This window comes from Halomonas sp. AOP22-C1-8, from assembly GCF_052378905.1.
GTDB classification, from domain to species: Bacteria; Pseudomonadota; Gammaproteobacteria; order Pseudomonadales; family Halomonadaceae; genus Vreelandella; species Vreelandella citrativorans.
The window spans coordinates 152,066-169,896 of sequence record NZ_JBQSYD010000003.1 but is presented as its reverse complement, the minus strand read 5'-3'; the positions used below and the strand labels follow the sequence as shown (position 1 = coordinate 169,896).

Here is a 17,831-nt window from a genome sequence, read left to right as displayed (position 1 = left end):
ATCTTGACGGCGAATACCGTGGCTTGATGCGATAGGCGGACTAGCCTTCGTACTCGAAAAGCATAAGCGATTCCATATGTGCAGTGTGCAGGAACATATCCGCCACTGCTACTTGCTTAATACGATAGCCTGCACGAACCAGATGCGCCGCATCACGGGCAAGCGTTGCCGGGTCACACGACACATACGCAAGCCTGGGTACAGGATAACGGCCCAGTGCCTTGCACACTGTTTCTGCACCGTTACGCGGTGGGTCCAGCACCAGTGCGTCCAAGTGCTGCTGAGTTTTCAACAAGGCTTCAACCGCTGTGCTATCGCTTAAATCAGCCTGTTGAGCACTTACCTCTAGCCGGTTACGCGCTGCATTACTGCTGATGCGCGCCACCATTGAAGCGCTGCCTTCAACGGCATGTACTTTGGCACCGCTTGAGGCGATGGGCAGGCTAAAGTTACCCATTCCGGCAAACAGGTCCATAACATGCTGGCCAGGCGCAGGAGCCAGCCATTTCACCACGTGCGCCACCATTTGTTGATTGACGTCAGCATTGACCTGTAAAAAATCACCGGGAGCAAAGGTGAGCGTGAGCGGTGGTTGGCCTTCTATCTGCAGGGTCTCTTCCAGCACCGGTTCAGCGCTGTACCAGTGTAGGCAGGCAGACTCGCGGCCCAGCCACGCGCCAAGCGCAACCCCTTGCTGCCTGGCAAATGCCTGCCAGCGCTCGGCATCCAGCGCATGTGCTTTCAACTGGCGAACCAACAGCACGCATTCCGACGCAGTCGCCAAGAGTTCGATGTGGCCCACCAGACGCGGCGCCTCAAGCGTTGCTAACAAGGCCCTCAAGGGAGGCAAAAGCGCTTGCAAGGGCTCCACCAATACGTGGCACTGATGAATATCGACTAACCGATGACTATGGGCTGCGCGAAACCCCAGCAGCACGTTACCCTGCCCATCTATTTTTACGCCGAGTCGCGCTCGGCGGCGATAGTGCTCCGTACTGCCATGAAGCAGATGGGGAGTGCCAAGCTCAATACCCTGGCGAGCAAACAGCTCGCACAGTACGTCTTGTTTATGCGTGCGCTGCGCCTCAATCGCCATATGTTGCAATTGGCAACCACCGCACTGGCCAAAATAAACGCAGGGGGGCTCAACGCGCTGTTGCGAACGGTCCAGCAGCGCTTTTACATGCGCTTCATCAAAACGTTTGCGGTTGACATGCACGGCAGCGTCAACACGCTCGCCGGGAAGCGCCCGGTCAATAAACACGGTTTTACCTGTGGCGTCATGCGCAACTCCCCGGCCATCATGCGCCAATCGCTCAACCACCAGCGCATCACTAGTATCAGAAGCGCTTGTTGACTTAGCAGCGGGCTTGCGTACCAGCCCTGACTTGCCTGATGCAGCGCGCGATGGACGCCGCTTACCCAGCATGGCCATTTATAGCTCCGGGCCGAATAGGCCCATTGAGAGGTAACGATCCCCCCGATCACACACAACAAACACGATGACCGCGTTTTCGACCTGTTCCGCAATACGCAACGCACCCGCCAGGCTGCCGCCCGATGAAACACCCGCCAGAATCCCCTCTTCACGGGCCAAACGGCGCATGTTGCTTTCAGCCTCTTGCTGGCTAACATCCAGCGTAATATCTACCCGCGGAGCTTCAAAAATCTCGGGCAGGTACGCCTGCGGCCAACGGCGAATACCGGGAATGCTGGCGCCATCGGAGGGCTGCAAGCCGACAATCTGAATAGCGCCGTTCTGCTCTTTAAGGTAGCGAGATACGCCCATGATAGTGCCGGTGGTGCCCATGGAGCTTACAAAATGGGTAACCTCCCCCTGGGTTTGCTGCCATATTTCAGGCCCCGTTGTACGGTAGTGCGCCAAGGGATTGTCCGGATTGGAAAACTGGTTCAGCGGCTTGCCTTCGCCCCGTTCAATCATGGCATCGGCAATATCCCGGGCCTCCTCCATACCACCGGCCTTACTGGCAGAAATCAGCGTGGCGCCGTAAGCCACCATGGCCTGCTTACGCTCCTCGGAGGCATTTTCAGGCATCACCAGGACCATGGTGTAGCCTTTGATAGCCGCCGCCATGGCGAGCGCAATACCGGTATTTCCCGAGGTTGCCTCGATCAGGGTATCGCCTGGCTTTATTTCTCCACGCGCTTCCGCTTCATTCAACATCGAAAGCGCGGGACGATCCTTTACCGAACCAGCGGGATTGTTGCCTTCAAGCTTCGCCAACAGCGTATTGTTGCGCCCAGCAGTGATCCGCTTCAAACGCACCAAGGGAGTGTTGCCAACCACATCCTCTAGCATGGGATAATTCATCACACGTTCCTTATCATTACCGTTATGCTGCATTATATCGGTGCTGTCGTACGCTGGACAGGCAACCACATTGAATCAACGAGTTTCTTCCATGTCTTTAAACACGCGTTTGCTGTTCGCGCTACTCGGCTTTCCGCTTCTGGTGTACGCCATGATGGCTATTTTGCTCATGGTGCAAAGTGATACGGCTGAACGTGCGGCGCTTCACGAGCGACTTAAAGATGCCGGTGAGCTATTAACCCCCAGTTTCCAGCTCGCCATGGCAGACGCAGACTTTCAGCGTATGGAAAGGCTTTCTCGACGGCTGTTGGACCGCTATGGGCTTAGTTCTGTCAGCCTCTTCGATGAGCAAGGTAACCGTTTGTTCGTGCTAGGCCGCTCCACCCCGCCTCAGCTACGTTTAACAGCGCCCAGCGCTCCCCTGATAGAAGAAGAAGAGCATATTTGGCGACTTCTAGTCCCTCTTGATAGCGTGCTCCCCAACATAAACCCGACCGGGGTGGGCTGGCTTGAAGCCGAGGCAAACGCCCGCCCTTTGACGCTTGAACGTTACAAACTGTTGGCCAGTTTAAGCCTGGGCGGCATGCTATTAGGGCTACTGCTTTTTCTGGGTGCCTTTGCTGTCAGTCGGTATATTTCCCGGCCTATTGAAGAAGCTAACCAGGCCTTATATCGCTTATCTCGTGGCGACTATCGGCTGCATTTAACGCCTGCACGGCCAAGCGAACTTCGCCAACTAGCCGTTCATGTGAATAGCCTGGCTGAGCACTTTCAGCAGTCGCAGCGCGATATGCAGACCCAGATTGAGCAAGCGACCAGCGAATTGCAGGAATCAATGGAAACCATTGAAGAGCAAAATATCAAGCTCGACCTGGCCCACCGCAGCGCGCTCCGTGCGAATGCCGTTAAATCCGAATTTTTAGCCAATATGAGCCATGAGATACGCACGCCACTCAATGGCATTATCGGTTTTTGCCGGTTACTGAGCCGCTCCAGGTTGGATAACCGCCAACAGGGGTGGTTAGAGCACGTTCACCGTGCCTGCGACAACCTGCTAATGCTCGTCAATGACGTGCTCGATTTTTCCAAGCTTGAAGCAAATCGTCTCACACTTGAAGAAGTCGACATTGATATTGTATCGCTTTTGGATGAAGTAATTGGCCTGCATGCGCCTGAGGCGCAACGTAAACATCTGCACCTGGTGGCAATGATTTACGATGATGTGCCTACGCCGCTTAGCGGCGACCCGCTGCGTATTCATCAGGTGCTTAGTAACCTGGTCGGCAATGCACTCAAGTTTACCCACGAAGGCGACGTTATTGTTCGTGTGATGCTCGACACCCAGGAAGGCCAGCACGTGGTACTGCGTATCAGTGTTAGTGATACCGGCATTGGTTTGAGTGAAGAGCATCAAAAACAGCTTTTTAGCGCTTTTTCCCAGGCAAAACCCAGCCATTCACGCCAATTTGGCGGTAGCGGGCTGGGCTTATCGATTTGCCGCCAGTTGATTGAGCGAATGGGCGGCACTATCAGCGTGGAAAGCGAGGTAGGCCACGGCTCAACGTTCTCCTTTACCCTTCCACTTTTGGCTAACCAAAGCGGCGAACGCCCCGCAGAGCTTACTCTGAAAAGCCCGGTCGTACGTCTTTATGAAACCCATACGCCTACTCGCAATACGCTTGAGTACTTGCTAGAGCGCTGGGGGGCTATTCCCGTCGCCTTTACCGCTAATGAGCCCGAAGACCTACTGATGTTATGCCTGGATCAAGACGAGTTCGAAATAGAGAGGAGAGACTACTGGCGAGATTTGATTGAGCAAGCCGCCTGCCCCGTATTGATTCTGGCAAACACCACCAGCTATGACTTACCGCCTTGGGAGCTTCCTCATGGCGGGGAAATGCTCTGCAAACCTTTCACTCGCGCTCAGCTGGTCACGACATTGCGCCATTTACTGCAGCCTGCAGATAAAGAAATAGCGTCCGCTCAATCAAAAGCGCCTCCGCCTACGGACCCTTCCGTCATTGATATTTTGATTGTTGACGACAATGCCTCCAACCGTGAACTGCTTAAGGCGCTGCTTGAAACGGATCAACTGCGTATTACGCTTGCCGATAGCGGGCATGAAGCGCTTGCCTTGGCAGTTAATTACACGGCTGACATGGTGCTAATGGATATTCGTATGCCGGGTATGGACGGCGTTGAAACCAGTCAGGCACTGCGCCGTATCAATAATCACTGGTCACGCTGCCCTATTATTGCGGTAACCGCTCATGCTTTAAGCAGTGAACGTCAGCAGTGGCTGGCGGCTGGGTTGGATGATGTACTGATAAAACCTGTTGATGAGGCGCAGCTACAACAGCTGTTGCTGCGTTTTTTGGCCGTCCCCCCTTCTCTGCCTACCGTGACATCAACGGCAGCCTTGCAACGAAAAGGCACTACTGAATTTGCCAGTGAAGCACTCGCGGCCGTCGATTTAACCATGGGCACACAGCTTGCGGGCGGCAAAGAGAGCGTTGCCTATGCACAGCTTATACGCCTGATTGACAGCCTGGATGAAACAGAAACGCAAATGCGTGCCGCCTATGCCCAGAAAAACCTGGCGATGCTACTTGACTGGGTGCATGGGCTCAATGGAGCAAGCCGTTACTGCGGCGCACCTGAGCTAGCCCTATTGGTAGAAACCCTTGAGACGCGGTTACGCACCAGCGGGCTCAGTCATGTGGAGAGCCTCCTGGAAGCGTTGTACACCGCAATGGCACGCTTGCGTACTCATCGAAGCAGGCTGGCCGATGGGTCTAACGCTCCAGAATGACAAAGGCAACCGCGTACTCCGCTTCATCACTTAGCGTGATATGGCTGGTCGTCGCGCCGGATGCCTGCATTAGCCGCTTGGCCTCATGGCTCAACTGCAAGAAGGGCTTCCCCAAGGGGTCATTAACCACTTGGATGTCCCCCCACTGCATGCCGCCTCGAAGGCCAAGCCCTAGTGCTTTTACAAACGCCTCTTTAGCGGCAAATCTTTTCGCCAAGTAAGCCACCGGTTCGCCTTTTTGCTGCCATATCGCGTATTCGTCAGTTCCCAAAATACGCTGGGCAAAACGTGGCCCATGACGCTCAACTGCCCGGGTAAAACGCGCTACCCGGGCAATATCGGAACCAATCCCCACAATCATCTGTTAGTGACCACAGCAGTCATGATGACCATGCGTATGCTCATCTGCATGCTCATGGCTATGTTCATGATCGTGAGCATCTAAAGCCGCCATCAACCCCGCTTCCTGGCCTGCAATAATAAGCCGCTTCATTTCCTGAACAGCCTCTTTGAGGCCAACAAACAGCGCGCGAGCAATAATGGCGTGTCCGATATTCAGCTCATTCACCCCAGGTAGTGCGGCTATCGCTTCTGCATTATGGTAATGAAGGCCATGCCCAGCGTTAACCACCAGCCCCAGGGAAACGGCCTGAGTCGCTGCTGCGGTTAAGCGCTGATACTCAGCATTTGCGGCGTCACTCCCCAGCTTCTCTTCTGCATAAGCACCGGTATGCAGTTCAATCGTTGGGGCACCAGCGCGATGAGCCGCATCAATTTGCGCTTCATCAGGGTCAATAAACAGCGATACGTCGCAGCCTGCGTTTTTCAGCCGCTCGCACGCTTTGGCAACCGCATCAAAACTACCGACCACATCCAGACCGCCCTCTGTGGTAAGTTCTTCGCGTTTTTCAGGTACCAGGCATACGTGTGCTGGGCGCACCTCTTCAGCCAACGCGAGCATCTCTTCGGTCACTGCCATCTCTAAATTCATACGGGTATTCAACACGTCCGCCAACAGCCTGACATCGCGAAGCTGTATATGGCGGCGGTCTTCGCGTAAATGCACCGTAATGCCATCTGCGCCCGCTTCTTCAGCCAACAAAGCAGCCTGTACCGGGTCCGGGTAGCGGGTACCACGTGCCTGACGCAGCGTGGCGATATGGTCGATATTAACGCCCAGTAGAATACGCGGAGGATGCATAACTATCTCCATTCCAAAAAAGTCATAAGCATGAACTATGGCTGACGCCGGCGGGCCAGTGCCATCATTAGCTCCCGAGAGCGCAGCGCAGCAGACCCCAAATGCGGTGCTAGTGCCGCCCGCATGACTGACTTAAGAACGCTTGCAAGCCCCGCATGTTGCCAGTCACCCTGCTCAATATAACGCAATGCGCGCCCTTCAAGCCCCTGCTCTGCGGGAAGAAAAGCACGGCTTTGTGCATCAAACCGATAGCGGGCTTGCGGGTCCAGCACGTTATTATCTGGCGTACAAAAACGCGGGGTAGCTTCAAGCGCATCCAGCAATGCCCACTCATACCGCCGCAAGGCAAGAGCGCGCCTGGAAGGCATTGGCAGCGCTTCAAGCAGCGCCGTATAGAAGGCAAAAACATCGGGCGCAGCGAGTTCCAGGGGCAGCAGTCGGGTGGCGATTTCATTCGCGTAAAGACCGCATAGGAGCCCCTCTCCTGCCAGTAATGCCGTTTGTCCACGCGACTCCATCAAGGTGAGGCGCTTCAAATCGCGTTCGCCGCGCCAGCTAACAAACAGCGGCGTAAACGGCTGTAGTCGTTGACGCGACTTGGACCCCGGCCGCTGCCCTCCGTGGGCAACGGCGCGGATACGGCCATTATTAAGCGTCAGTAAATCAACTAACGCGCTGGTTTCACGGTAGGGTTTACGATGCAGTAAAAAAGCGGGTTCCGCTGACATTGCGACACTCAATCGAGGTCGTAACCCAGGCTTTTCAGGGCACGCTCGTCATCGGACCAACCGCGCTTCACCTTGACCCACATATTAAGCATGACCTTGGTACCCAGCACGCGCTCCATATCCAGGCGCGCCTCGCGGCCGATGCTCTTGATCCGGTCACCGTTTTCGCCGATCAGGATGACTTTCTGCCCTTGGCGTTCCACCAGAATCAGCGCGCTGATATGCGTGACGCGCCCGGCTTCGCGGAACTCTTCAATCTCAACGGTCATCTGGTAGGGCAACTCGTCACCCAACTGACGCATGACTTTTTCACGCACCAGCTCAGCGGCCATAAAGCGCAGGCTCTTGTCGGTAATCTGGTCTTCCGGAAAGAAGTGCACGCTTTCTGGCAGGTGTTTAGCCACTTCCTCTTCCAGCGTTTCTACCTGGGTGCCGTGCTTGGCTGAAATAGGCACAACGGCTGCAAACTCACGCCGCGCGCCCACTTCAGCAAGCCAGGGTAGTAAGTCGCCCTTATCCTGTAGACGATCCACCTTATTGACGGCCAGAATAACCGGTGCCTTAACATGCTCAAGACGCTTGAGCACGGCCTGGTCTTCGTCAGTCCAGCGGGTGCGATCAATAATAAAGACCACACAGTCAACATCACGAAGTGCTTGGGTAGCCGCCTGATTCATAAAGCGGTTGATGGCTTTATTACGGTCTTTGGACATGATGTGCATGCCCGGTGTATCCACGTAAATAAACTGCGTATCTTCAACCGTTTTAATACCCATTACCTGATGGCGCGTGGTTTGCGGACGCCGCGAGGTAATCGAGATTTTTTGCCCCAGAATACGATTCATGAGGGTTGATTTGCCTACGTTAGGCCGTCCAACAATGGCCACAAAGCCGCAGGATTGGCTCATGATTTGTCTCCTGGTTTTTTCTCAAGGTACGAAAGCGCTTCTTCTGCCGCTTGCTGTTCAGCATGGCGGCGACTAGGGCCTTTACCGGTGGTATGCTTGCTTAGTAGCTCAATGTAGCACTCCACGGTAAAGGTCTGGGCATGCGCCTCGCCCTTTACAGAGACCACTTCATAGCGCGGCAGCGCTGACTGACGCGACTGCAAAAACTCTTGTAAGCGTGTTTTAGGATCTTTCTGGGTATCTTGTAACGAGATATTCTCTAGACGCTCGGCGTACCAGGAAAGCACGCGTTCCCGGACAACATCCATGCCGGCGTCCAGGTAAATGGCACCAATTATCGCTTCAACCGCATCGGCGAGAATCGACTCACGGCGATGCCCTCCGCTTTTCATTTCCCCCGACCCCAAGCGCAAGCATTCTCCAAAGGTCATTTCACGGGCGAGCTCAGCAAGTGTTTGGCCTTTCACCAAACGCGCGCGAAGGCGCGATAACTGCCCTTCCCGCGCTTGAGGGAAACGTTGAAACAAGGCTTCTGCGATAACGAAATTAACAATTGAATCACCCAGAAACTCCAGGCGCTCATTGTTACGACCACCGTAGCTTCGGTGCGTCATGGCCAGTTCCAAGAGCGTCTCGTCGCCAAAGGTATGGCCGATTCGTCGGCAAAAAGCGTTTAAAGGATTACTCACAAGGCTCCTACGTCATTGACGTTAACTATTAGTGACATGACTAACCAGGGCTGACATAAACTTATTCATTCAATGCGTCGCACCGTATTAAAGCTGGGCAACCCGCCGTCCCAATGCATCCAAACAGCAAATGCACGACCCACGATATTCTCTTCCGGCACAAACCCCCAGTAACGGCTATCGTTGGAGTGATCGCGATTATCGCCCATCATGAAGTAGTGACCTTCAGGCACTTCAACTTCGCGCATTTGCGGTCCTGGGTCGCGGGGGTTGTTGTAGATAGTATGGCGCACGCTACCCAACTGCTCTTCTAATAATAGCTCTTGTGGCGAGGCATCGGGGCCTTCTTCCAATAACGTTTTAGTGACCAGTTCGCCGTTCACATAAAGCTGTTTATCTTCGTAGCGAATACGGTCGCCCGGAAGGCCTACCACCCGTTTGATAAAGTTGACCGATGGCTCATCCGGGAAGCGAAACACCATCACATCGCCACGCTCAGGCTCACCAACCTCCAAAATACGGTTGTGAACCACCGGCAAACGCAAGCCGTAGGCAAACTTGTTCACCAGGATAAAATCGCCTACTTCCAGCGTAGGCCGCATTGAACCCGATGGAATTTGAAACGGTTCGACAATAAAACTGCGTACTACCAATACCACCAGAAGTACCGGGAAAAAAGAGCGCGCATAATCGACCGGCCAAGGCTCTTTTAAAAGTTTTTCCTGTGTTGGTGCGTCGATGTTCCCAGCAGCGGCTTCCTCTGCTTTCGCCAACCGCTCACGACGCTTAGGCCGCAGCCAAATCACATCGATAAAATAAACGACCCCTGAAATTACAACGGCCAGTACCAGCAGTAATGAAAAATCCATAAAGGAAACCTTCCCTAGTCGTTAACCTTGAGCACAGCGAGGAAGGCATCCTGGGGAATTTCAACGCGCCCCACCTGCTTCATCCGTTTTTTACCGGCTTTCTGTTTTTCCAGTAGTTTTTTCTTACGGCTTACATCACCGCCATAACATTTTGCCGTTACGTTTTTACGCAGGGCTTTTACGGTAGAGCGCGCCACTACCTGACCACCGATAGCGGCCTGAATGGCCACGTCAAACATCTGGCGCGGAATCAGCTCTTTCATTTTTTCGACCAGCAGCCGGCCGCGGCTATGGGCATGATCACGGTGAATAATCACCGCGAGGGCATCTACCTTTTCGCTATTGATCAGCACGTCCAGGCGCACCAACTTGGCCGCTTCGAAACGCTCGAAATTGTACTCAAGCGACGCGTAACCGCGTGAGATGGATTTCAGGCGGTCGAAGAAATCCATGACCACTTCCGACATCGGCAACTCATAGGCTAACTGAATCTGGTTACCCAGGAACTGCATGTCTTTCTGGGTACCGCGGCGCTGCTCACACTCGGTAATGACGTTACCCACAAACTCCTGAGGCACCAGAATACTGGCCCTCACGATGGGCTCACGCATCTCATCCACGTCTGCCATATCCGGCAGTTTGGAGGGGTTGGAGATGTAAGTGACATCACCATTCTTCATCGCAAGCTCGTATACCACGGTAGGTGCCGTGGTAATCAGGTCAATATTGTATTCGCGCTCAAGCCGCTCCTGGATAATCTCCATGTGGAGCGTGCCCAGGAAACCGACGCGAAAACCAAAGCCCAGAGCATCCGAGTTTTCCGGTTCATACTCTAAAGAGGCATCGTTAAGCGCGAGCTTTTCAAGCGCATCCCGGAAGTCTTCGTAGTCATCAGCACTGACGGGGAACATCCCGGCATACACCTGAGGTTTCACCTTCTGAAAACCAGGCAGACGCGGCACGTCGGGCGTTTTGGTATGCGTGATAGTGTCACCCACCGGCGCACCGTGAATCTCTTTAATGCCTGCGACAATAAAGCCCACCTCACCCGCGCGCAGGATATTGGTCTCTTTGCGCAACGGAGTAAAAATGCCCACTTCAGTGGCGTTCCAGTCGCGGCCCGTTGACTTGATACGGATCTTGTCGCCCTTGCGCAGCGTGCCATCAAACAAGCGCACCAGCGAGACTACGCCCAGATAGTTATCAAACCAGGAGTCAATGATCAATGCTTGCAGGGGGGCATTCCGGTCACCTTTAGGCGGCGGAATATCACGCACCAAACGTTCAAGCAGTCCTTCAATGCCGATACCGCTTTTGGCGGACACCTGACAAGCGTCTGTGGCGTCGAGACCAATGATTTCCTCAACCTCTTGCGCCACCTTGTCCGGGTCGGCTTGGGGTAAATCGATTTTATTGAGGACCGGCAATACTTCCAGGCCCTGCTCGATGGCGGTATAGCAGTTAGCCACCGACTGCGCCTCAACTCCTTGGCCCGCATCTACGACCAGCAGCGCCCCTTCGCAGGCATACAGTGAGCGCGATACTTCATAGGAGAAATCCACGTGGCCTGGCGTATCGATGAAATTAAGCTGATACACCTCGCCATCGGCCGCAGTGTAATCGAGCGTCACCGATTGCGCTTTAATGGTGATACCACGCTCGCGCTCAATGTCCATGGAGTCGAGCACTTGCTCTTTAAGCTCACGCTGGGTCAATCCACCGCAGGTTTGGATCAAGCGATCAGAGAGCGTTGATTTCCCGTGATCGATATGAGCGATAATTGAGAAGTTTCTTATGTTCTTTAAATTACTGCTAGAAACGTCGTGGGACATCGAGAGTGGTCTGCCTTAGTGGTACGTAAGCGGCTTTATTACCAGCCGCCTCGAGAGTTTAAAGCCCGAAAACAGCTGGCATGTTGGCCACTTTGCCTATTTCCGTTAAAAAGATAAGCGCTATTGTAGCGATATGTGGGGGATAGGAACAGCAGTCCGGCGAGAACCGCCGGACTGGGTAGGCAGAGAAGGTCTTATTCCAGGCGTAAAGCTAAAAACAGTGAGCGACCCTCACGGTAAACACGTACTGGAATTGCCCGATCACTGGGTAGCTGTTCAACAATGTCTAGCAACTCATCCGGAGAAGATACGCTGCGGTGATCAACACTTACCAGTACATCGCCAACATGGAGGCCCGCTTGAGCGGCAACGCTATCCGGCTCAATCTGACGCACTGCAACGCCCCCCTCAATATTTAGGCGCTCACGCATCGCGTCATCCAACTCGGCAACCGAAATGCCCAAACGCACCTGATTGTTGCTTTCATCACCCTGCGTGGCTGCTTCGGAATCGGGCCAATGCCCCAGCGCTACCGTCTCCGCTACCTCTTCGCCATCGCGCATTAAGGTAAGCTCCACATCACTTCCAGGCGTAACACGGCCAATTAAGCGCGGCAGCGTGCTTGAGCGATCAACCTCTTCGCCATTGACGCCAGTAATCACGTCGCCAGCACGCAAGCCGCCTTGCGCCGCAGGGCCTTCCGGGTCAAGGTCAGCAATGAGCGCCCCACTTGCGTTTTCCATACCAAAGGATTCGGCCAAATCCTGAGATACAGGTTGAATCATGACGCCTAGCCAACCGCGATCAACGCGTCCCTCTTCACGCAGTTGATCAGCAACGTCCATGGCGACATTAATGGGTATCGCAAATGAAAGCCCCATAAAGCCACCGCTACGGGTAAAGATTTGCGAGTTAATCCCGACGACTTCTCCGTCAAGGTTAAACAGCGGCCCACCGGAATTACCTGGGTTGATCGCCACATCCGTTTGAATAAAAGGAACGTAGGCATCACGCGGCAATGTGCGATTAATCGCGCTAATAATGCCTGCAGTGACGGAATGATCAAACCCGAACGGAGAGCCAATCGCGGCCACCCACTCACCCACTTTAAGATCGTCAGAATTGCCAAGATTCAAGACCGGTAATTCAGAGGCATCAATTTTTAAAAGTGCAACGTCGGTCTGAGCATCGCTGCCGACCAACTCAGCGGAAAGCTCTCGATGGTCATTCAAGCGCACCAATATCTCGTCAGCATCCTGGACAACGTGGGCGTTAGTCATGATATAGCCATCATCGCTAATCACGAACCCAGACCCCAGCGACTGACGCTCTTCACCACGCCCTTGTCCGCCGCTGCCTGGCGGGGTTGGAAAACTATCGCCAAAAAAATGCCGGAAAATCTCAGGTATCTCTTGCCCGCCGAACCCACCCACTGAAGGGCCACTACTGCGTTGCACGGTACGGCTGGTTGAAATATTGACAACGCCTGGCGCGGCCTCTTCAACCAACTCTGTGAAATCGGGTAAATTATAGGCATAGGCATTTTGGCCTATCATCAATAATGTGGCCATGCATAGCCATAATGCGGAAGGAAGAACCAAGCGCTTCATGTAAGAGCTCCTAATAAAGCAGACATCAAACGAAGGAAGTGCAACTCACCATGAGATGCAGGACGCCTAACTGACCAATTGAGGGCGAAAGCGTTCCGTTCGCCCGCTAAGCATTTTTTTTAAAGTCACACATCCAATGAACAACGTCATAAAAAAACTGGCGGGTGCCCACCACTCAGCCCCGCCTAACGCTGCAACCCCTCCTGATAACATTAGCGCAACCAATAACGGCAGCGCATAGACAAGCAAGGCTAACAGGGTAATATCGGAACGGCCAAGAGTAAGCGTTACGCTTGTGCCAAGCGGGTAGTGTTCGCAAAGTTGGGAGGCATAAGGGGTTTTGACTTCAATACGCTGGTGCTGCTGACGCGCCAACACGCCCATGCCACATCCACGGCCCTGGGCACACTGCTGACAACTCTCTTTAACCGACACATCGACTAACAGCCCACGCGGGGTGTAGCCAACAACGCGACCGGCACGCAGCAAGGCATCTCTTTCAGATTTCATCTACGCATTAATACCTTGGCTGGACTGATTGAGCTGGAGAACATGCGCACAATGTACATAAGAAAATTTAGTCAAACTCAACCGATTGAACAATACGCTGAAGCATTGAAGGGGGAACTTCACCAATACCGACGAGCTGCCAGTACTGCTCGCCTTCAGCATATTCGTCAACCGCTATCGACGAAACACCAATTTGGTGGACGCCGCGATTCAAATCTTGCGGCCCCGCTTGAGGCTCGGCAAAAATGCTAATGGTGGCCAAACCGTCGCTATACAAACGCTGATGCGCCTCGTCACCTTGGGAGAATGTCGGCTGAGCGACAAACCCTTCGGGCAGCCATGAAGGCTGCCAAGCGGGTTCTGTGCTGACGGGCAACGCATCAATGACAACCTGACCTGTATAGCGCTCGGGCTCATTTAATTGTGTTATTTGAAAGGTTTCTAAAATACGACCCGTTGAATCACTTAACACGTGTTTTAACAATAAGCCGGTTGCATTATCCAACCACCACTCATGGGTATAACGCTGCTGGTCATGCGGCTCAAATCGAAGCGTTGCCGCCTCGCGCCCAGCGACTCGGACGTCTTCATCCAGCGAAATATCGTAAAACTGAGAAGCGTGGTCAACCCACCCTTCCAGAGAAGGGAACGCGCCGTTTTCGCTTTTTTCTGACCAAGCCAGCTGTCCTACGCGGGAGCGACGCTCGACGCTTACAGAGGGGCCATCAAGCTGTTGAACAACTTGCTGGCGAACACCATCCTGAATGCGATGAGAAAGCGCTAGCGTGCGCACATCAATGGCATTAATCACCACGGCCCGCGCTTGAAACGTATAACAATGGCTCGCCTGTAAACTTCTTTCCAGCCACACCTGAACATTGCCAGATGCATTTTCAGAGGGCACATCCGCACACATGCCCCGTTCATCAGTTTGTGCATAGAGCTGTAAAGGCAACAGGCTAATGCTCAATAACGCAGCAGAAGCCATCCACCTGTTTCGCCAGGTCACCATCATGCGGGTTTATTCCCTTATCTCTCGGTAGCCACTCTTAGCCTGCTGTTACCTGCCATCTTTCAAATACCTATCTCGAAACCAAGGCATTTTCCCGAGTTATACCTTACGAATACGTGTTTAAAATTCGTATTCAGGTGCCTCACTCCGGAAACATTGTCATAACATGTTAGCGTTGGCCTAGTGGTTCAGTGACAGAAGAACGCATCAATGGCATCCAGCTTTCGCCATTGCCATAAGCGGCACCCTGAGAATGCTGCTCCAGATACGACTGCAGAAGCCTGATCTGATCAACATCAATAGTGGTACCTTGCTGTGCGGGAGCACTTTGAGCCACGGCGGCTGAAGCGAAACCCGTTTCGCTTACGTTCATTAGCCCGTTTTGCGCTTGACCATTAACCCGAAAAGGCGTTGGTTCAAACATCGGCATACTGGCAGAGGTCATTGACGCTGGCTGCGAGGCGGCAAGGTTGACAGGCTGAACCTGACCCGCTGCACCTCCGCCCGTCGAGGACGTTGCCGCAATAGTGTTGCCTGGCTCAATACTTTCACCGTCAGCACCAAAGAACTGAACACCAGTAATCACCATAAGTGATACCGCTGCTGCAACACCGGCGCCGCGGGCAAAAGAGATGTTACTTGACCGAGCAGGGGTTGACGCTGGGGCGTCAGCCATCATCGGAGCAGGTTCATCCTGTAAACGCGCCATAATACCGGCGGAAAGGTCGGCGCTCACATCAACACTCCGCTCACGCTGCATCATGCTACGAGCCAAGTGATAACGTCGCCACGTATCTGCCGCATCAGTATCATTTGGCAGTGCCTTCAACACTCGGCGTAGTTCCAGCTCATCACTTTCGCTATCCATTAATGCTGAAAGCGATTCCCGTGTGTTTTGACTCATACTTCACACCCTCACACTGTGTTAAATGAAGCCTTACCGCAGCACGGCAAATAAGCAGCGACCGCTGTAACAACTCCACTGGCCAAGATCTGATAACAACTCGCTTAGTGCAACGCACCTCGCATGATGCTGCCTCATTCTTTGGTACATCAGCCGCTTGATGCGACATGGTAGTTCTAAAGCGTCACGGCTGCTTGTTCTCATCCGTTCAACGGAAGCAACTGATGAGTATGACGCTTTGCCTGCCAGACAGTTCACAAAAAAAGGAAAAACGTAATTTTCTGTGTCCTGACCGTTATCTGCAACTTCTACCTGCAACTTCCAGCAGCACTGTGTTTATTCAGTTCTATCGACCACTATTCGTCGCGACTGTTCCGTGCAGTCGTCACTAACGGTCGAATGTGTTCATCCACCGCTTCACGCGCGCGAAAAATCCGCGAACGCACAGTCCCCACTGGGCACTGCATTACCTGAGCAATATCTTCGTAGGCAAGGCCATCCAGTTCGCGCAGCGTAATGGCCGTACGTAGATCGTCCGGTAGCTTTTCAATCGCCTCAAAAACGGCGGCTTCAAGTTGATCACGTGCAATAGCAGCTTCTGGCGACTCGGCATCTGCCAATCGGCCACTCTGGTCGACAAGCTCTGCATCCACAATGTCCAGGTCGCTACCAGGTGGCCGTCGGCCCCGAGATACCAGATGGTTTTTAGCCGTATTGATAGCAATGCGATACATCCAAGTATAGAAAGCACTTTCAGCACGAAACTTACCGAGCGCTCGATAGGCTTTGATAAACGCTTCCTGGGCCACGTCCTGGACCTCAGAGTGATCGTGTACGTAGCGACCGATCAAACCAATAATTTTATGCTGGTATTTTTTTACCAGCAGATCAAACGCGCGCGTATCACCTTTTTGGGCACGTTCGACAAGCTGTTGATCCGTTTCCCGAGTGCCCATTCACACGCCCCTCCAGCTCGTACGACATGCGTCGAGCCCTATTTCTGTCACCCCTTTTGATCGGGCCTTCACAGCAAGCAGCATAGCGTCCCTTGGGCATTAATTAATGACAATGATGACAGCGGCGACCAATTATGCCGCTGTGTTTATGATTCATAACGCTAAGTGTTACGCGTTCTGTACGAGGCATCAAGCGCTTACACACTACTTGCAAAATCTTGAAGCTGACACTGCTCAACGCTTTCAAGTTCCTCAAGAATTGATTTTTACCACCCTGACACGCCATAGTAGGCGTTATTTTTCGCTCACTGCGCACGCATAGGTAGCTAGATGTCAGAACAACAGGTCCATAACCTTAACGTCCTCGCCCAGGATGTCCTCACCACGCCCGACGCACTCAAGCGGGCGGTTCCTCTTACCGATACCGCTGAACGTACGGTCATTGAAGGGCGTCAAACGATTCAGAATATTCTGGATGGTAAAGATCCACGCCTGTTAGTTGTCGTCGGCCCCTGCTCTATCCACGATGTAGACGCAGCGCTGGATTACGCCCGCCGCTTGCGCAAACTGGCCGACCAGGTCAGCGATAGTCTTTATATCGTGATGCGCGTGTATTTTGAAAAGCCTCGCACAACGGTCGGCTGGAAAGGCCTTATCAACGACCCGCACCTCAACGACTCCTTTGAGATTGATGAAGGCCTGCATATTGCGCGCAAGCTGCTGGTCGACCTGGCGGACATTGGTTTGCCGCTGGCGACCGAAGCACTCGACCCCATTTCGCCTCAATATCTGCAAGACTGTATCAGTTGGTCAGCGATTGGTGCACGTACCACTGAGTCACAAACGCACCGCGAAATGGCCTCAGGCCTCTCCTCACCGGTCGGTTTTAAAAACGGTACCGATGGCAGCCTGGATGTCGCGATCAATGCGCTGCAGTCCGTGGCGAGCCCGCATAATTTCCTGGGCATTAACCCAGCCGGTCAAGTAGCCATTATTCGCACCCGGGGTAACGCATACGGCCACGTCGTTCTACGGGGCGGTAACGGCAAGCCCAATTACGACAGTGTTAGCGTGACGCTGGCTGAAAAAGAGCTTAAAAAAGCCAACCTTTCTGCCAATATCATGATCGACTGTTCTCACGCCAACTCTAATAAAGACGCGGCTTTACAGCCGTTGGTACTGGAGAACGTGACCAACCAGATTCTTGAAGGCAACACCTCTATCATCGGCCTGATGGTGGAATCCAATATCGGCTGGGGCAATCAAAAAGTCCCCGCGGACCTAAGCCAACTGCAGTACGGTGTTTCCATTACGGATGCCTGTATCGATTGGGATACGACGGTAGAAACGTTTACCCGCATGAACAACAAGCTGGCACCGGTACTTGCCAAGCGCATTGCGCAGTAACCCGACCGCACGCACATCCCCCGCTATGGCGTCAGCCATAGCGGGGGGGGGGCAGATGATT

16 protein-coding genes are annotated in these 17,831 nt (G+C 53.5%); 2 read left to right on the top strand and 14 right to left on the bottom strand.

The window, feature by feature from the left end; translation table 11 throughout:
* Positions 1-40 precede the first annotated feature (40 nt).
* A complete protein-coding gene (gene rlmD / locus ACT3TY_RS03050) occupies positions 41-1,435 on the bottom strand; it encodes a 23S rRNA (uracil(1939)-C(5))-methyltransferase RlmD (RefSeq protein WP_444627303.1) in 1,395 nt (464 codons plus the stop codon).
* Positions 1,436-2,332, bottom strand: coding sequence for a cysteine synthase CysM (cysM, locus tag ACT3TY_RS03045; RefSeq protein WP_444627302.1), 897 nt, complete (start codon positions 2,330-2,332; stop codon positions 1,436-1,438). It lies immediately after the preceding gene.
* A 91-nt stretch (positions 2,333-2,423) separates the two neighbouring features.
* On the opposite strand from cysM, the gene ACT3TY_RS03040 reads away from it, so the two are divergent.
* Positions 2,424-5,144 carry an ATP-binding protein gene (locus ACT3TY_RS03040; protein WP_444627301.1) on the top strand — a complete coding sequence of 907 codons (2,721 nt, stop codon included), beginning with the start codon at positions 2,424-2,426 and terminating at the stop codon, positions 5,142-5,144.
* Here ACT3TY_RS03040 and acpS read toward each other — a convergent pair.
* From acpS to rpoE, 12 genes are all read right to left on the bottom strand, one after another.
* Entirely contained in the window at positions 5,128-5,505 is a 378-nt protein-coding gene (acpS, locus tag ACT3TY_RS03035; RefSeq protein ID WP_193053713.1) for a holo-ACP synthase, read from the bottom strand. The genes ACT3TY_RS03040 and acpS overlap by 17 nt on opposite strands.
* Positions 5,506-5,508: 3 nt before the next feature.
* Positions 5,509-6,345 (bottom strand): pyridoxine 5'-phosphate synthase, encoded by an 837-nt coding sequence (pdxJ, locus tag ACT3TY_RS03030; protein WP_172116409.1) that lies wholly within the window; start codon positions 6,343-6,345, stop codon positions 5,509-5,511.
* A gap of 35 nt (positions 6,346-6,380) precedes the next feature.
* A complete protein-coding gene (gene recO / locus ACT3TY_RS03025) occupies positions 6,381-7,073 on the bottom strand; it encodes a DNA repair protein RecO (protein WP_444627300.1) in 693 nt (230 codons plus the stop codon).
* 8 nt (positions 7,074-7,081) lie between these two features.
* Positions 7,082-7,981 (bottom strand): GTPase Era, encoded by a 900-nt coding sequence (era, locus tag ACT3TY_RS03020; protein ID WP_172116407.1) that lies wholly within the window; start codon positions 7,979-7,981, stop codon positions 7,082-7,084.
* Positions 7,978-8,670, bottom strand: a complete 693-nt coding sequence (gene rnc, locus ACT3TY_RS03015; protein ID WP_087109215.1) for a ribonuclease III — start codon at positions 8,668-8,670, stop codon at positions 7,978-7,980. Before rnc ends, era begins: the two co-directional genes overlap by 4 nt.
* 65 nt (positions 8,671-8,735) lie before the next feature.
* Positions 8,736-9,539 (bottom strand): signal peptidase I, encoded by an 804-nt coding sequence (gene lepB, locus ACT3TY_RS03010; RefSeq protein ID WP_172116406.1) that lies wholly within the window; start codon positions 9,537-9,539, stop codon positions 8,736-8,738.
* A gap of 14 nt (positions 9,540-9,553) precedes the next feature.
* Positions 9,554-11,371, bottom strand: a complete 1,818-nt coding sequence (lepA, locus tag ACT3TY_RS03005) for a translation elongation factor 4 (RefSeq protein ID WP_172116405.1) — start codon at positions 11,369-11,371, stop codon at positions 9,554-9,556.
* A 194-nt stretch (positions 11,372-11,565) separates the two neighbouring features.
* Positions 11,566-12,981: a DegQ family serine endoprotease gene (locus ACT3TY_RS03000; protein WP_444627299.1), complete on the bottom strand. Its 1,416-nt coding sequence runs from the start codon at positions 12,979-12,981 to the stop codon at positions 11,566-11,568.
* A 66-nt stretch (positions 12,982-13,047) separates the two neighbouring features.
* Positions 13,048-13,491 (bottom strand): SoxR reducing system RseC family protein, encoded by a 444-nt coding sequence (locus tag ACT3TY_RS02995; protein ID WP_441677083.1) that lies wholly within the window; start codon positions 13,489-13,491, stop codon positions 13,048-13,050.
* Positions 13,492-13,558: 67 nt separating this feature from the next.
* Entirely contained in the window at positions 13,559-14,506 is a 948-nt protein-coding gene (locus ACT3TY_RS02990) for a MucB/RseB C-terminal domain-containing protein (protein WP_441677082.1), read from the bottom strand.
* Positions 14,507-14,672: 166 nt separating this feature from the next.
* On the bottom strand, positions 14,673-15,407 hold the full coding sequence (locus ACT3TY_RS02985) for a sigma-E factor negative regulatory protein (RefSeq protein ID WP_442353359.1): 735 nt from the start codon (positions 15,405-15,407) through the stop codon (positions 14,673-14,675).
* A 356-nt stretch (positions 15,408-15,763) separates the two neighbouring features.
* A complete protein-coding gene (gene rpoE, locus ACT3TY_RS02980; protein WP_172116400.1) occupies positions 15,764-16,363 on the bottom strand; it encodes an RNA polymerase sigma factor RpoE in 600 nt (199 codons plus the stop codon).
* 330 nt (positions 16,364-16,693) lie between these two features.
* Here rpoE and ACT3TY_RS02975 point away from each other — a divergent pair, with 330 nt between their 5' ends.
* The gene (locus tag ACT3TY_RS02975; RefSeq protein WP_444627298.1) at positions 16,694-17,770 is read left to right on the top strand and encodes a 3-deoxy-7-phosphoheptulonate synthase; all 1,077 of its coding nucleotides are present in this window, start codon (positions 16,694-16,696) and stop codon (positions 17,768-17,770) included.
* The last annotated feature ends 61 nt before the right edge of the window (positions 17,771-17,831 follow it).

Excerpts from the sequence above, each read along its gene's own strand:
- pdxJ (WP_172116409.1), bottom strand. The coding sequence starts at position 6,345 with ATGCATCCTCCGCGTATTCTACTGGGCGTTAATATCGACCATATCGCC.
- lepA (WP_172116405.1), bottom strand. The coding sequence starts at position 11,371 with ATGTCCCACGACGTTTCTAGCAGTAATTTAAAGAACATAAGAAACTTC.
- ACT3TY_RS02975 (WP_444627298.1), top strand. The coding sequence starts at position 16,694 with ATGTCAGAACAACAGGTCCATAACCTTAACGTCCTCGCCCAGGATGTC.
- ACT3TY_RS02995 (WP_441677083.1), bottom strand. The coding sequence starts at position 13,491 with ATGAAATCTGAAAGAGATGCCTTGCTGCGTGCCGGTCGCGTTGTTGGC.
- rlmD (WP_444627303.1), bottom strand. The coding sequence starts at position 1,435 with ATGGCCATGCTGGGTAAGCGGCGTCCATCGCGCGCTGCATCAGGCAAG.
- lepB (WP_172116406.1), bottom strand. The coding sequence starts at position 9,539 with ATGGATTTTTCATTACTGCTGGTACTGGCCGTTGTAATTTCAGGGGTC.
- ACT3TY_RS03000 (WP_444627299.1), bottom strand. The coding sequence starts at position 12,981 with ATGAAGCGCTTGGTTCTTCCTTCCGCATTATGGCTATGCATGGCCACA.
- ACT3TY_RS02990 (WP_441677082.1), bottom strand. The coding sequence starts at position 14,506 with ATGATGGTGACCTGGCGAAACAGGTGGATGGCTTCTGCTGCGTTATTG.
- acpS (WP_193053713.1), bottom strand. The coding sequence starts at position 5,505 with ATGATTGTGGGGATTGGTTCCGATATTGCCCGGGTAGCGCGTTTTACC.
- era (WP_172116407.1), bottom strand. The coding sequence starts at position 7,981 with ATGAGCCAATCCTGCGGCTTTGTGGCCATTGTTGGACGGCCTAACGTA.
- cysM (WP_444627302.1), bottom strand. The coding sequence starts at position 2,332 with ATGAATTATCCCATGCTAGAGGATGTGGTTGGCAACACTCCCTTGGTG.
- ACT3TY_RS02985 (WP_442353359.1), bottom strand. The coding sequence starts at position 15,407 with ATGAGTCAAAACACACGGGAATCGCTTTCAGCATTAATGGATAGCGAA.
- rpoE (WP_172116400.1), bottom strand. The coding sequence starts at position 16,363 with ATGGGCACTCGGGAAACGGATCAACAGCTTGTCGAACGTGCCCAAAAA.
- recO (WP_444627300.1), bottom strand. The coding sequence starts at position 7,073 with ATGTCAGCGGAACCCGCTTTTTTACTGCATCGTAAACCCTACCGTGAA.
- ACT3TY_RS03040 (WP_444627301.1), top strand. The coding sequence starts at position 2,424 with ATGTCTTTAAACACGCGTTTGCTGTTCGCGCTACTCGGCTTTCCGCTT.